We start from the raw sequence: 13985 nt of genomic DNA, 5'->3' as shown, positions 1-13985 counted from the left end.
TAGGGTCTGGGACTCGTGGCCGAACGTAGCACCATTTCTTCGCGAGAAGTCCGCACATGGGGCGTCATCACGGCGCTCGGGGTGATCGCGGGATACGGTGCGGTTCTAGTGGCCAACGTCCGGCACTTCTATACCGACGACACCGAATCGCAGTACGCGCCGCTGTGGGTGATGCTGGGGCGATACCTCCGCGAAGGACGCTTCCCGGCACTCGTGCCCGAACACTGGATGGCGGGCAACTACACCATCGAAGAAGCCGGGCTGCTGAATCCGCCGCAGCTGCTGATCGACCTGATCGCGCCTTCGGTGGACAACCTCGCGCTGTACGCCACCGTGGTGAAACTGATCTTCGCGATCATCCTCGCGCTCGGGGTCTACCGGATCTGCCTGGCCTACGGAGCGAAGGCGCCGTGGGCGGCGGTGGCGGGCGTCGCCATACCGTTCAGCGGATGGCTGCTGTTCTTCGACGAGGCCAGCTGGATGACGGCGTTCACCGGCACGGCATGGATGGCGCACGCGTGGGCCTCCGGGGTGCGCTACGCCCGCGGGCGCAGCGGGCCGATTCCCACCTTCGTCTTCTTGTATCTGGCCATTTCGGTGCAATACGTCTTCCCCGCGGTGGAGGCCGGTCTGATGGTGGGCGCCGTCGCGATCGGCGAACTCGTCCATCAGAGGGCGTGGCGCCCGTCGCTGCGCTTGCTCACGGTCGCGGCGTGTGCCGCGGTGGCCGGCTCGGCGACCTACCTGCCGAGCATGCTGTCGGCGAAGGTGACCTGGCGCGGCACCGCGCAGATCAACAACGACCAGTTCCTCACGGTGCCGTGGTCGGAGTCGCTGAACGCCAGCCTGCCCAGCACATTGCCCGCGTTCAATTCCTGGTGGGGCTACGTGCAGCCGATGCCGGTGGTCTACATCGCGTGGTTCCTCGTTCCGGCGCTGGCCTTCGTCGATTGGCGCAGGGCGCTGGGCTCGGCGCGCGAGTTCGTCGCGCCCGCGCTGTTCGCGGTGATGGCGCTGATGTGGACGGCCGGTCCCGGCGCCATCGGCCCGTTGCGCTGGCCCGTCCGTGTGCTGCCTATGGTCGCGCTCGGCCTGCTGGTGCTCGTATGTGTGCTGCTCGGCCGCTTCGCGACCGTTCGAGACTGGCGGCGGCGCGGCATCGCGGCCGCGGTGCTGATCGGTCTGCTGTGGGTGCGCTCCTTCTCGGCCGCTCCGCACGAGGTGATCAGGCATGTCATCGCGGCGCTCGGGGTGGCAGCGCTCGGCGCCGTCGCGGTATGGCTCGGGCGCAACCGTGGCGCGGCCGCGGTGTGCGCGCTGATCGTCGTTTCGGTGTTCCCGATCGCGTATCTGCAGGTGTGGGACGCGCAACCGACCCCGATGGGGTGGAATCTGCCGGAGAAGCGGTCGGAGATGAAGGCCGCGTTCCCGGATTTCCCCGGCACCACGCTGCAACTCGCGGACCGTATGCTCATCCCGCCGTCGGAACGGAACCTTTCCGGGGCATACGGATCGCTGGTCTTCGGCAACTACGCGAAGGATCTCGAGCTGACCTACGTCAGCGGGTACACCCCCAACGGGCACTACTGGTTCGGCGAGACGTTGTGCATGCGCTGGGACACCAGCGTCTGCCCCGATGCCTACCGCCGCGCGTTCGCGACCGAGCCGACCACCGGCCGGACGATCGTCGATCTGATGAAGGTCGACCGGGTGGTGCTGCATCGCGCCTTGTACCCGGACGCGCGCGACCAGCCCGCGCCCCCCGGCTGGAAATGGGTCGACTATCCGGGGCACGAGAAGTACATCTCGGTGCTGGAACGCGCCGACGGCCTGATCTCGACCCGTGACGGCCGGGTGGCGGCCGCCCAAGGCGTGACAGCCACATCGATCGGCGAATCGGATACGACCAGCCGGGTGCGGGTGAGTTCCCCGGAAGGTGGGCGGCTCGTGTTCGCCCGGCTCGGGTGGCCCGGTTACCGGGCGACGCTGGACGGCCACGAGATCCCCACCACGCTGGTAGGGAAAACCTTCGTGGCCGTCGACCTGCCGTCCGGCGCCTCCGGTGAGCTGGAGTTGTCCTGGCAGCCGCCGGGCTGGTGGATCGGCCTCGCCGCGGCACTGCTCGGGCTGCTCGGCCTCGGTCTGCTGGAGTGGGCGCACCTGCGTAGCAGGCGGCGGTTCGACCGGCCGATCGACGAGAGCGGCGAGCCGTCCGCACCCGATGCCGCGGTGACACCGGAAACCGATTCGGCCGACGCCGTCCGATGAGCGCGGGCGCGGCGGACGGAGCCGGGGCGGCATCGGAGGTGGTGCGACGCTCCGATGCCGCGGACGCGACGAGCACGCCACCGCCAGCCGAGGCGGATGCCCCGCTTCCCCCTGCCGCGGAACTCCCCGCCGACCCGGGCCCGCTGCTGCGCTTGGTGCGTCGCCAGGAGATCGCGTTCGCCATCGTCGGCGTGGTGAACACGGGTCTGGGCATGGCTCTGACGGTGATGTGGCTGGCGGTGCTCGGTAACCGGGCGCCCGCCGCGATCGCGCCCGCCCTGGCCTACGGCATCAGCGTGGTCGTGGCGTTCGTCCTGCACCGCACCCTGGTGTTCCGTGTGCGCGGGCGGCTGATGCGGGATTTCGCCGCGTTCGTCGCGGTGAACTCCGGCGGGCTGGTGCTGAACATGGTGCTGCTCCAGCTGGGGGTGTCGCTGTTGCACCTGCCGAGCATTCCGTCGGCGGTCGCCGTGATGGCGCTGGTGGCGGGCGCCAGCTTCTTCGGGCATCGCCACATCTCGTTCCGCCGCGCGCCCGCGCTCGACGCGGACGGTTCCCGGTCCGGCAAGGCAGGCAGGTAGGTTCCTGATATGCCTGAGCACACCACTTTGGACGCCACACTGCTGAGCCTGCTGGCCTGCCCGCAGGACAAGGGCCCGCTGCGGCTGGTCCGCGCCGCCGACGGCAGCGCGCTGCTCTACAACCCGCGCCTGCGCCGGGCATACCCGATCGAGAACGGTATCCCGGTCCTGCTCGTCGACGAGGCCAGGGACGTCACCGACGCCGAGCACGACGCGTTCACCGCCCAGCCCGACGCCTGACTCGCCGAGCTCTCTTCGCACGACTCGCCCGCCGCCGGGCAACGGATGCGTCACGGTCGTTTTGCGGCCATTGACCGTTTGAAGCCGGGTCCGCCATGATCATTTGCACTTCGAGACGGTCCACGCGCTCCAACGAGGGGCGCTACGGCCGACCTGATGAGCGGCGCCGGTGGCGTATGGGAGAGAGGTCGGGAACGTAATGAGCGACTCGCGTTTACGTAACTGGACGGCTCGATGCGCGATCGCCTGCGGAGTCGCGGCGGCGGGATTCACCATGGCGGTGCCCGCCCAGGCCGAACCGCTCTGGCCGGGCGGCCCGGACATCCCCGGTATGCCCGCGCTGATTCCGCCCCCGCCGCCCGTCGCGCCGTGCTCCACGGCCGCCCGTGCGTGTATGCGGCTGTCCACCGACGAAGCCTGGCTGATGGACGAGGGCAAGGTGGTCTATGGCCCCACGCCGATCTCGCACGGGATGCCGGGATACGAGACGCCGCCCGGAGTCTTCCACGTGTCGTTCAAGAAGGAATTCCATTGGAGCACCATGCACAACGCTCCGATGCCGTACGCGACCTTCTTCAACGGCGACATCGCCTTCCACGTCGGCCCGATCGAGAAGAAGTCGCACGGCTGCGTCCGGATGACCCACGAGGGAGCCAAGGCGTTCTACGAATACCTGTGGCCCGGTGACGTTGTCGAAGTCGTGGAGTGACGGCTTCGGCGTGCCCCGGTGATCGCCGCGATCATCGGTCCGCCGGTCCTCGGCCGATGTCTCCGGTCAGATAGCGCTGCAGCGTCGGGCCCACCGCGGTCACCAGGTCGGCCGCGGGCATCGAGGCCAGCGGTTCGACCCCGACGATCTTGCGGCCCACCAGCACGCCGATCATCTGCGACGCGACCAGGCCGATGCGGACCCGGCCGTCGTCCGCCGGGGTGGCGATGCGGAGGCGGACGCGCTCCAGCACCACCTCCAACAGGAATCTCCTGGCCAGGGACGGGTCGTCGCTGCCGGCCAGGATGCTGCGCACCACGGCGACGACGCCGGGCCCCGCGGGGGAGTCCCACACCCCGACCACCGCGCGAATGATGGTCTCGCCCAAGCGGTCCAGTGGCGCGGCCTCGATGATGCGCAATGTCGCCTCGGGATTCACCGGGAATTCCACCACCGCGGCGAAGAGCTGCTGCTTGGTGCCGAAATAGTGATGCACCAGGGCCGGATCCACCCCCGCGTCGGTGGCGACCGCGCGCACCGAGGTCTTGTCGAAGCCCGCGTCGGCGAAACGCGCGCGGGCGGCCGCGAGGATGGCCTCGCGGGCACCCGATTGCCCCGGCCTGCGGCCCGTGCGGGTAGGCCGCTCGGCGCCGCCGGAGCCGTTGTCTGCCGTCACGTGGTCCGCCGTCGTAGCGTGGCCGCGCCCAGGCACAGGGCGACGATCGTGAACCCGGCGACGATGGCCAGATCACGCCACATCTGGCCGGTGACCTCCGGATGCGTCGACACCTGCTGCAGGGCGTCGACCGCGTAGCTCAACGGCATCACGTTGCTGATCACCTCCAGCCAATCGGGCAGCTGGCCGCGGGGAACGAGCAGGCCGCACAGGAAGATCTGCGGCGCGACCACGACCGGCATGAACTGTACGGCCTGGAATTCGGTGCGCGCGAACGCGCTTGCCAGCAGTCCCAGCGCCACCCCGCACACCGCGTCGACCACCGCGATCAGCACCACCCAGCTGGGACTGCCCGCCGCGCCGAGCCCGAGCAGCCCGAAGGAGACCAGGCAGGCGACGATTGCCTGCGCGGCCGCGGCCAGCGAGAACGCGGTGCCGTAACCGGCGAGCAGGTCGAGTTTCGACAGCGGCGTCGACAGCAGCCGCTCCAGCGTGCCCGAGGTGCGTTCGCGCTGCATGGCGATCGCGGTGATCAGGAACATCACGATGAACGGCAGGATGCCCAGCATGCTGATGCCGACCCGGTCGAACAGCGGGACGGGATTCAGCGGGTTGGTCGGGGTGTTCTTGTAGATGAAATACAGCAGCGCCATCAACAGCGCGGGGACCACCAGGATCATGGCGACGGTGCGGTGGTCGTTGCGCAGCTGACGCAGGATGCGGCCGGTGGTAGCGGCGTAGGGGCGCAGCGTCGGCGTCCGCCGGGGCGCGGCTTCCATGGTGGCGGTCATGCGTTCTGTCCCATCGTGATCAGGGTGAGGAAGGCGGTCTCCAGGTTCTGCTCGCCGGTCTGCGTGCGCAGCTCGTCGGGGCTGAGCTGGGCGAGCAACTGCCCCTCGCGCAGCAGCAGCAGCCGGTCGCAGTGCTCGGCCTCGTCCATGACGTGGCTGGACACCAGCAGCGTCGTCCCGTTCGCGGCCAGCTCGAGGAACTGCTTCCACAGCTCGACGCGCAGCACGGGATCGAGGCCGACCGTCGGTTCGTCCAGAACCAGCAGCTGGGGCTGGGCGACCAGTGCGCACGCCAGAGACGCTCGCGTCTGCTGCCCGCCGGAGAGCTCGTCGCCGCGCTGGTGGGCGTGATCGGCCAGACCGACCGCGGTGATCGCATCGTCGGCGTCGGCGCGGTCGCGGCCGTAGAGCGCGGCGAAGTACGCGACGTTCTCGCGGACGCTGATGTCGTTGTAGATGCTCGGCGCCTGGGTGACGTAGCCGATCAGGTGGCGCAGCGCCGCGGAGCCCGCCGGGCGTCCCAGCGCGCTGACGTCGCCCGAGTCGATGATCTGAGTGCCGACGATGCTGCGCATCAGCGTCGTCTTGCCGCATCCCGACGGGCCGAGCAGCCCGGTGATCGAGCCGCGAGGGATGGTCAGCGAGACGTCGTGCAGTACTTCGCGGCCGCCGCGGCGGACCCGCAGGTTCCGTACCTCGACGGCGGGGGATGAGATGTCTTGCGACACGGTCGCCTCAATTCATCGAGCGTTGAATTCACTATGTGATGAATTTAGCGCGCCCGCACTGAACAGGCAAGAGCGTCGGTCGGGGAGTCAGTGGCCGTGGTGCGCCGGTGGGGTCCCCGGTGCCTGGCCCGGGTTCACGACGACGAACTGGCCCATCATTCCGAGGTCTTCGTGCCAGAGCAGGTGGCAGTGGTACATGTAGGGCGCGTCCGGATCGGCCGGGCCGTCGAAGCGCATGGCCAATCGCACCGTGCTGCCCGGCGGCAGGAAGACGGTGTCCTTCGGGCCGGTCAACGCCGCCGCCGGTGGCGGGGCGTCGTCCACCGCGAGCACGCGGAATTGCACGTCGTGGATGTGGAAGTTGTGCAGCATGCCGTCGCCGTTGCGCACCACCCACGTCTCCGTGGTGCCGCGCGTCACCGCGAAATCGATCCGGTCCATAACCATCGGGGTGCCGTTGATCCCGGCGAGGTTCAGGTCGAAATTCCGTTCCCGGACCGAATCACCGCCGTCCGGGGTGCTGGGAGGAGCCAGCACCGCGGGCAGTTCCGGTGACGGCCGCAGCGTCTCGGCCGCGCGCAGTTCCAGGATGTCGAAGGTGTCGTCGCCCCCGGCGAAACGCTGTGTCCAGAAATCGAGTCCGGCGTCGAGTTCGCCGGAGCGCAAAACGGTGCGCTCGCCCGGTCGCATCCGCACCACGATCTCGGCGCGCTCACCCGGCGACAACCGCAGCCGATCCTGGGTGCTCGGCCGTTCGGTCAAGCCGCCGTCGGTGGCGACGAGGGCGAACGGTCGCCCGTCGGAGAATTCGAAGGTGTAGATCCGCGCGGTGGAGGCGTTGAGCAGGCGCAGCCGGACGAGTTCGTCGCCGACGTTCCGGTACGGCGCGAGCGTGCCGTTGACCATGGTCCGGTCGCCGAGGAAACCGATATCGCGGAACATCCCGTGGGAGGAGTCGAGCGCCGCGCCGTTGAACTTCACGTCCTGCACAATCACCGGCAGATCGTCCACGCCATAGGTGGAGGGGAGCGCCAGGGTGGTGGATACGTCGTCGTCGAGCAGGAACATGCCCGCAAGTCCGCGGCGCACGTGGGTTTCGGTCGCGCCGTGTGGATGCGGGTGGTACCACAGCGTCGCAGCGGGTTGATCGACGGTCCACTGCGGCGTCCAAGCGGCGCCCGGCGCCACCATCTGGTGCGGGCCGCCATCCATCGCGGCGGGCAGGTGCATGCCGTGCCAGTGCACGGTGGAGGCCTCCGGCAGGGTGTTGCGCACGGTCACCGCCACCTTCTCCCCGCGCCGCGCCCGCAGTGTCGGACCGAGATAGTCGCCGTTGAACCCCCAGGTCTGCGTGGCCCGGCCGGGAAGGAACTCCCGTTGCCCGGCGCGCATGTCGAGTTCGAACGTGCGCGTGCCGTCGGCGCCGACCCGCGACGGCGCCAGCGCGGGGACGGCGAGTTCGTTCCGGAATTCCGTCTTGCCCACGGTGGATACGGCCGCCCCGGTGTACACCCAGGCGACACCACCGAGGAGCAGGACCGGCAATGCCGCGAGGCAGCCGAGAACGAGGAACAACCGCCTGCGCGGCCGGGAATCCGAAGACATGGACCGACAGTAGAAATCCGCGGGGCCGCAACACATCCGGAAGCGTCCCGATTTCCTCCCCGATCCCGCCCCTGACACCCGTGCCGCGATCTCAGGGTGCGCGCGGGATTCGTTCGGCCGGCCGCGCCCGTCGAATGTGACTCGGAACACATCATGGAGTGTCACGTTCCGGGGCGGTCAGCTGTCCCCTGGTCGTCACCATCCGCCAACCCTGTTTCGGTGACCCGACCATTGGAGCACTGTCATGAACACCGCACATAGGATCGTCATCCTCGGCGGCGGCTACACCGGCATGCTGGCCGCCGTGCGGCTGGCCAGGCGCACCCGTGCGCTGGACGTCCGGATCACGCTGGTCAACCCCTCGGCGCGATTCACCGAGCGCCTGCGCATGCACCAGGTGGCCGCGGGCCAAGAGCTGGCGGACCACCGGATCCCCGCGCTCCTGGAAGGCACCGGCGTCGCCTTCGTCCAGGGCTGGGCCACGGCCATCGATCCGGTGGGTCGCGAGGTGACCGTCGACGGTACGACTCGCCTTTCCTATGACGATTTGATCTACGCGCTGGGCAGCACCGCGGACACGAGCATCGTGCCCGGTGCCGCCGACCATGCGTGGACCCTCGACAACCCCGCCACCGCACACCGATTCGCCGAGCGCCTCGCCGAGGTGGCGGCGCGCGGCGGCACGGTCGCGGTCTGCGGCGGCGGCTTGACCGGCATCGAGGCGGCAGCCGAGATCGCCGACAGCCATCCCGATGCGCGCGTCACCCTGATCAGCAACGGTGAGCCCGGCGCCATGATGGGCACGAAGGCCCGCGCCTACCTGCATCGGGCACTCGATCGGCTCGGTGTCACCCGGCAGACCGGCCGGGCCGTGGTGAAGGTGCTGCCTGACGCGGTCGAACTGGCAGGCGGCGAACTCGTGCACGCCGACCTGACGCTGTGGACGGCCGGTGTCCGCGTCTCCCCATTGGCCGCGCAGGCCGGGATCGAGACCGACCCGCACGGGTTGATCGTGGTCGACCCGACCCTGAAGTCGGTGTCGCACCCGACGATCCACGCCATCGGCGACGCCGCCGCGGTCCGCCAGGCGTGGGGGCGGATCCACGGCACCTGCCAGAGCGGGATGCCGACCGCCGCCTACACCGCGGACGTCATCGCGCGGCAGCTGCGCGGCAAGCGGGTGCGGCCGTTCCGCTTCGGTTATTTCCACCAGCCGGTCAGCCTCGGCCGCGGGGACGCGATCATCCAGTTCACCAAGGCCGACGACCGTCCGCGCCGCGGCTACCTGACCGGACGCGCCGCCGTCCGCTACAAGGAGACCGTCAGCAGCAGCCCGGTGCCGGTCTTCATGCTGAGCAAGCGGATGACGGTGTCGGTCACGCTGTCCGAAGGTGGCCGCGCAACCAGGAGAATCTAGCCATGGCCGACCCGACATCCGAGCAGGACCCTTTTCTCGAGCACCGGCGTCTGTTGTTCGCCACCGCGTACCGGATGCTGGGCACCGTCACCGACGCGGAGGACGTCCTTCAAGACGCCTGGCTGAAGTGGAACGAGACCGACCACTCCATGGTGCGTCAGCCCAAGTCCTACCTGGTGCGCGCGGTCACCAACCTGTCGCTCAACCGGCTCACCTCGGCCAGGGCCACCCGCGAGAGCTATGTCGGGCCCTGGCTTCCCGAGCCGTTGCTCACCTCACCTAACATCGCCGAGGAGACCGAATTGGCCGACACCGTCTCCACGGCGATGCTGGTGGTCCTGGAAACACTCGGTCCCGTCGAACGGGCGGTCTTCCTGCTGCGCGAGGTCTTCGGCTACACGCACGCCGAGATCGCCGAGACCCTGGACCGGCCGGAGCCCGCGATCCGGCAGATCGCGCACCGCGCCAAGCGGCACGTGCAATCCCGCCGACCGCGTTTCGACACCGACAAGGCCGAGCGCGACCATGTCACCGCCCGGTTCATGGCCGCGTGTTCCGGCGGCGACCTCAACGCGCTGATGGACCTGCTCGCCCCGGATGTCACCTCGTGGTCGGACGGCGGCGGCGTGGTCACCGCGGCGCGGCGGCCGTTGTACGGCCCCGATCACGTGGCGCGCTGGATACTCGGCGTGCTGGCCAAGCCGATCGTCGCCGGATTCGTGCTCGAACCCGCGCACATCAACGGTGAACTCGGCGCGCTGGCGCTCATCGACGGGAATCCCGTGGCCGTGTTCACCTACGACATCGCCGACGGACGGATCCAGAACCTCCGATTCCAGGTCAACCCGTACAAGCTGAAGGGTCTCTCCATGGGCACCGACACGCTGGGGTGACGGCGGTCGTTCTAGGCTCCACACGTGACCGACCAGAGCGCCCTGTCCGCCGACGGCGGGCAGTTGCGGGCCTCGACGCTCGAACTGTTCTTCGATCTCGTCTTCGTCCTCACCATCACCCAGCTCTCGCACGTCTACACGCATCATCCGGGTTTCCAGGCGCTCGCCCAGGTCGCGTTGCTGTTCGGACTGGTCTGGTGGATGTATTCCGGCTACGTCTGGCTCACCAACGAGGTCGCTCCGAACAGTTCCAGCAGGCGGACCTGGCTGCTGGTGGGCATGTTCGCGTTCTTCGTTCTCGCCTTGGCGATCCCGGATGCGTTCCACGGCACCGGCATCGCGTTCGGGTTCGGATACGTCCTGGTCACCGCCGTTCACACCGCGCTGTTCGGCTCGGCGGGCGGCGCATCGGCGACGATCGCGATCCGCCGGCTCGCGCCGCTCAACGCCCTGGCCGCCGCGCTCGTACTGGCCGGCGGATTCGTCCACGGCTGGATGCAGTACGCCTGCTGGACCGTGGCGTTCATGGTGCAGGTGATCAGCCCCTATCTGGTCGACACACGCGACTTCGTGGTCCGAGCGGGCCACTTCTGCGAGCGGCACGGACTGGTCGTGATCGTCGCGATCGGCGAATCCATCGTCGCCGTCGGCGCCGGGCTGGCCGGGGAGAAGATCACCCCGCAGTTGATCGCCACCGTCGGCCTCGGCCTATGCCTGGCCTACGTCCTGTGGTGGGCGTATTTCGGTGTCGACGACGAACGTGGCGAGCACGCGCTGGCCGCGGTGCCCGACCGGGAACGTTCCCGGCCCGCCCTGCTGGCCTACGGCTACTCCCTGTACCCGTTGCTGATCGGCGTCATCGTGGCCGCGGCGGGCATTCAGATGAGCGTCGCCCACGGCGATGAAGCGACCTCGGTCGCCGTAGCCGCCGCGCTCTCCGGCGGCGTCGCGCTGTACTTCCTCGGCCAGTTCTTCTTCCGCCTGACCCTGCGGCTGCCGCGCCCATGGGCTCGGCTGCTCGCGGCGCTCGCGGTGGCGGCGACAACGCCGATCGGCGTCTTCTGGGTGTCGTGGGCCCAATTGGTCGCGATCGTCGTCGTGGGCTACGCCGCGGTCATCGCCGACGACCTGCTCACGCTGCGGTCCGGCGAGCACAGTACGTACTTCTGAGTGCCGTGGTCGCCGTCCGTCCGGCTTCCTCGGGCGAACTTGCGTTTTCGGCTCGTAGCCGTGCGTCCTGGCCTGCGCGCGCGAGCGCGTGCCGCGCACTCGGCGTTGCTTCTACCCGCGCGATTGCCCGCGCCGAGGGCGGTACGGTCGCCGGGCGGCTGGGCGAACCGTTGTCGTAGCCGTCGAGGACAATGGCGGCTGTGTGTGCCCAGCCTGTCGAGGAGCTCGCCGTCGAACCACCCGCTGCCGCCCGGCGTCTGCTCGGGGCGACCTTGTGGTCGGGCCCGGTCGGTGTCCGGATAGTCGAAGTCGAGGCCTACGGGGGAGACCCGGCCGGACCGTGGCCGGACCCGGCTTCGCATTCCGGACGCGGCCGGACCAAGCGCAACGACGTAATGTTCGGCCCCGCCGGTGTGCTCTACGTCTACCTCAGCTACGGCATGCACACCTGTATCAATGTGACGAGCGGACCGGATGGGATCGCCAGCGCCGCCCTGATCCGCTCCGGCGAGGTGATCGAGGGACTGGAGACGGTGCGCGAGCGCCGCCCCGGCGCCCGCTCCGATCTCGACTCGGCCCGTGGGCCGGGCAATCTCGGCAGTGCGCTGGGAATCACGTTGAGCGACTACGGAACCCCGCTGTTCGATCCGGCGTCGCCGATCCGGCTCGAGCTGCACAGCCCGGTCGAACCCGCCGAAATCGCGAGTGGTCCGCGCGTCGGCGTCAGCAGCGCGGCGGACCTGCCGTGGCGTTTTTGGCTTCCGGGCTCGCGGGCGGTGTCGGTCTACCGGCGCAGTCCGCGTGCTCCACTGCCCGCCGCGAAGCCGGCCTGACCGCTCGCCGCAAGTTTCACCGCGGCGCGATGAGTTCACGCGACGCCTCGTCCTATCGGTCGAACGCGCCACCGACGCGGCGCGACCGACCTGAAAGACAGGAACATGACCGCCATCGCCGCCACCAGCACCGCCCCTGCCGCCGCCCGCCCGGGCAAGGGCTCGATCGCGCCCTGTGGACACTGCAGATCCTGCTCGGCCTGTTCCTGATCATCGCCTCGGGCCTGCCGAAGCTGGTCGGCCAGTCCGACGCCGTGCGAATCTTCCACGAGATCGGTGGGCGCCCCCGCCTTGGCGCCGTTCCCCCTGGTGCTTGCCGGGTTGTTCGCCTGGATCGCCTACCAGCGGCGCGGCAGCCCCGCCGGGGTGCGGGAAATCCTGTCGCGTTGAGAACGTCCGCGCCACGACACTGAGGTGCGCACGAGGCAACGGACCCCGTGCGGAAAGATAGGACAGCGTGAGCGGCGACATCATCGACGAACTGACCTGGCGCGGGCTGATCGCGCAGTCCACCGACCTGGACGCCTTGCGTGCGGCGGCCGCCGGGTCGCTGACCCTGTATGCCGGCTTCGATCCCACCGCCGCCAGCTTGCACGCGGGCCACTTGGTGCCGTTGCTCGCCCTGAAGCGTTTCCAGCGCGCCGGGCACCGCCCCATCGTGCTGGCCGGTGGCGCCACGGGGCTGATCGGTGACCCGCGCGACGTCGGCGAGCGGACCATGAATTCCACCGACACCGTCGCGGGCTGGGCCGAGCGAATCCGCTCCCAGCTGGAGCGTTTCGTCGACCTGGACGACTCGCCGACCGGGGCGGTCATCGTCGACAATATGGACTGGACCGGGCGGCTGACCGCGGTCGACTTCCTGCGCGACATCGGCAAGCACTTCTCGGTGAACGTCATGCTGGCGCGCGACACCATCAAGCGGCGGCTGGACGGCGAGGGCATCTCCTACACCGAGTTCAGCTACATGCTCCTGCAGGCCAACGACTACTTGCAGTTGCGCCGCGACTACGGCTGCACGCTGCAGGTAGGCGGCTCCGACCAGTGGGGCAACATCATCGCGGGCGTCGAACTCAACCGCCGGGTGGACGGCGCGTCCGTGCACGCCCTGACCGTTCCGCTGGTGACCTCCGCGGACGGCAAGAAGTTCGGCAAGTCCACCGGCGGCGGCAGCCTGTGGCTCGATCCCGAGATGACCAGCCCCTACGCCTGGTACCAGTACTTCGTGAACACGGCCGACGCCGATGTGGTGCGGTACCTGCGCTGGTTCACCTTCCTGTCCCGCGAGGAACTCGACGAACTCGAGCGGGCGACCGCAGAGCGCCCGCATGCCAGGGAAGCTCAGCGCAGGCTCGCCGCCGAGATGACGACCCTGGTGCACGGCGAGGCCGATACCCGCGCGGTGCAGCTGGCCAGCCAGGCGTTGTTCGGTCGCGGTGAACTCCGCGAGCTCGACGAGGCGACGCTCGGCGCGGCCCTGCGCGAAGCGGCGGTCGACGGTGAGGTCGCGCAGGTCAAAGCAGGCGAGCCGAGCACCATCGTGGATCTGCTCGTCGCCACCGGCTTGTCCGAAAGCCGCGGCGCCGCGCGGCGCGCGGTGAACGAAGGCGGCGCCTCGGTGAACAACGTGAAGATCTCCGATATCGAATGGACCCCGGCGGATGCCGACTACCTGCACGGACGCTGGCTCGTCCTGCGGCGGGGGAAGAAGAACCTCGCGGGGGTTCTGCGGGCAGGTGCATGAAGATCGCGGTGGCTTGAATCACATCTGTGTGATTCAAGCCCCTCATCACTGCGATCACATGCTCTTGACCTGCGGAAACGCCAGCTTGTCCAGGCGATTTGACGTAGCGTTTTCCGCCGCGTAACTTTATCCAAGTCAGAGCGACACGGACACCGACCCGGAGCCGAGAAGCGAGGCGGAGACGCCGAGTGGATGGACTGGGAAACGAGGTAGGACGAGGAGCGCCTGGTAGATCAGTGCAATGTAGATCATCCGATGGTCTTGACTTCGGTGGACTACTTGCTTAGACTGGAAAAGTTGCCTCACAGAAGGTCCGGTTCAGTCCGGTTT

Annotated in this window: 13 protein-coding genes; 9 read left to right on the top strand and 4 right to left on the bottom strand. The window is 68.9% G+C overall.

The window, feature by feature from the left end; translation table 11 throughout:
• Window positions 1-15 precede the first annotated feature (15 nt).
• The 4 genes from NA8_RS11845 (at window position 16) to NA8_RS11830 (ending at window position 3798) form a co-directional block, all read left to right on the top strand.
• On the top strand, window positions 16-2268 hold the full coding sequence (locus NA8_RS11845) for a hypothetical protein (protein ID WP_063050443.1): 2253 nt from the start codon (window positions 16-18) through the stop codon (window positions 2266-2268).
• Window positions 2265-2849 (top strand): GtrA family protein, encoded by a 585-nt coding sequence (locus NA8_RS11840; RefSeq protein WP_084466716.1) that lies wholly within the window; start codon window positions 2265-2267, stop codon window positions 2847-2849. Before NA8_RS11845 ends, NA8_RS11840 begins: the two co-directional genes overlap by 4 nt.
• Window positions 2850-2858: 9 nt before the next feature.
• Window positions 2859-3089: a Trm112 family protein gene (locus NA8_RS11835; RefSeq protein WP_040866139.1), complete on the top strand. Its 231-nt coding sequence runs from the start codon at window positions 2859-2861 to the stop codon at window positions 3087-3089.
• Window positions 3090-3288: 199 nt separating this feature from the next.
• Entirely contained in the window at window positions 3289-3798 is a 510-nt protein-coding gene (locus NA8_RS11830) for a L,D-transpeptidase (protein WP_063050442.1), read from the top strand.
• A gap of 31 nt (window positions 3799-3829) precedes the next feature.
• On the opposite strand, the gene NA8_RS11825 is transcribed toward NA8_RS11830, so the two are convergent.
• The 4 genes from NA8_RS11825 to NA8_RS11810 all read right to left on the bottom strand — a co-directional run bounded on the left by NA8_RS11825 (window position 3830) and on the right by NA8_RS11810 (window position 7598).
• Window positions 3830-4474: a TetR/AcrR family transcriptional regulator gene (locus NA8_RS11825; protein WP_063050441.1), complete on the bottom strand. Its 645-nt coding sequence runs from the start codon at window positions 4472-4474 to the stop codon at window positions 3830-3832.
• Window positions 4471-5265, bottom strand: a complete 795-nt coding sequence (locus NA8_RS11820) for an ABC transporter permease (protein WP_084466715.1) — start codon at window positions 5263-5265, stop codon at window positions 4471-4473. The genes NA8_RS11825 and NA8_RS11820 overlap by 4 nt, the downstream gene beginning before the upstream one ends.
• The gene (locus NA8_RS11815) at window positions 5262-5993 is read right to left on the bottom strand and encodes an ABC transporter ATP-binding protein (RefSeq protein WP_063050440.1); all 732 of its coding nucleotides are present in this window, start codon (window positions 5991-5993) and stop codon (window positions 5262-5264) included. Before NA8_RS11815 ends, NA8_RS11820 begins: the two co-directional genes overlap by 4 nt.
• 87 nt (window positions 5994-6080) lie before the next feature.
• The gene (locus NA8_RS11810; RefSeq protein WP_063050439.1) at window positions 6081-7598 is read right to left on the bottom strand and encodes a multicopper oxidase family protein; all 1518 of its coding nucleotides are present in this window, start codon (window positions 7596-7598) and stop codon (window positions 6081-6083) included.
• A 244-nt stretch (window positions 7599-7842) separates the two neighbouring features.
• Between NA8_RS11810 and NA8_RS11805 the strand changes: the two genes are divergently transcribed.
• From NA8_RS11805 to tyrS, 5 genes are all read left to right on the top strand, one after another.
• Window positions 7843-9015 carry an NAD(P)/FAD-dependent oxidoreductase gene (locus NA8_RS11805; RefSeq protein ID WP_063050438.1) on the top strand — a complete coding sequence of 391 codons (1173 nt, stop codon included), beginning with the start codon at window positions 7843-7845 and terminating at the stop codon, window positions 9013-9015.
• A 2-nt stretch (window positions 9016-9017) separates the two neighbouring features.
• Window positions 9018-9908, top strand: a complete 891-nt coding sequence (locus tag NA8_RS11800; protein ID WP_063050437.1) for an RNA polymerase sigma-70 factor — start codon at window positions 9018-9020, stop codon at window positions 9906-9908.
• Window positions 9909-9932: 24 nt separating this feature from the next.
• Window positions 9933-11078, top strand: a complete 1146-nt coding sequence (locus tag NA8_RS11795; protein ID WP_063050436.1) for a low temperature requirement protein A — start codon at window positions 9933-9935, stop codon at window positions 11076-11078.
• A 191-nt stretch (window positions 11079-11269) separates the two neighbouring features.
• Complete coding sequence (locus tag NA8_RS11790) at window positions 11270-11911, top strand: DNA-3-methyladenine glycosylase (RefSeq protein ID WP_063050435.1); 642 nt, start codon at window positions 11270-11272, stop codon at window positions 11909-11911.
• Window positions 11912-12368: 457 nt separating this feature from the next.
• Window positions 12369-13655 carry a tyrosine--tRNA ligase gene (gene tyrS / locus NA8_RS11780; protein WP_063050433.1) on the top strand — a complete coding sequence of 429 codons (1287 nt, stop codon included), beginning with the start codon at window positions 12369-12371 and terminating at the stop codon, window positions 13653-13655.
• Window positions 13656-13985 lie beyond the last annotated feature (330 nt).

It is taken from the genome of Nocardia arthritidis NBRC 100137, assembly GCF_001612765.1.
GTDB lineage: Bacteria > Actinomycetota > Actinomycetes > Mycobacteriales > Mycobacteriaceae > Nocardia > Nocardia arthritidis.
This window is presented reverse-complemented; position numbering and strand designations above follow the sequence as displayed.

What these genes read in the sequence shown, in the direction of transcription:
- NA8_RS11840 (WP_084466716.1), top strand. Translation starts at nt 2,265, where the DNA reads ATGAGCGCGGGCGCGGCGGACGGAGCCGGGGCGGCATCGGAGGTGGTG.
- NA8_RS11835 (WP_040866139.1), top strand. Translation starts at nt 2,859, where the DNA reads ATGCCTGAGCACACCACTTTGGACGCCACACTGCTGAGCCTGCTGGCC.
- NA8_RS11830 (WP_063050442.1), top strand. Translation starts at nt 3,289, where the DNA reads ATGAGCGACTCGCGTTTACGTAACTGGACGGCTCGATGCGCGATCGCC.
- NA8_RS11820 (WP_084466715.1), bottom strand. Translation starts at nt 5,265, where the DNA reads ATGACCGCCACCATGGAAGCCGCGCCCCGGCGGACGCCGACGCTGCGC.
- NA8_RS11810 (WP_063050439.1), bottom strand. Translation starts at nt 7,598, where the DNA reads ATGTCTTCGGATTCCCGGCCGCGCAGGCGGTTGTTCCTCGTTCTCGGC.
- NA8_RS11805 (WP_063050438.1), top strand. Translation starts at nt 7,843, where the DNA reads ATGAACACCGCACATAGGATCGTCATCCTCGGCGGCGGCTACACCGGC.
- NA8_RS11800 (WP_063050437.1), top strand. Translation starts at nt 9,018, where the DNA reads ATGGCCGACCCGACATCCGAGCAGGACCCTTTTCTCGAGCACCGGCGT.
- NA8_RS11790 (WP_063050435.1), top strand. Translation starts at nt 11,270, where the DNA reads ATGGCGGCTGTGTGTGCCCAGCCTGTCGAGGAGCTCGCCGTCGAACCA.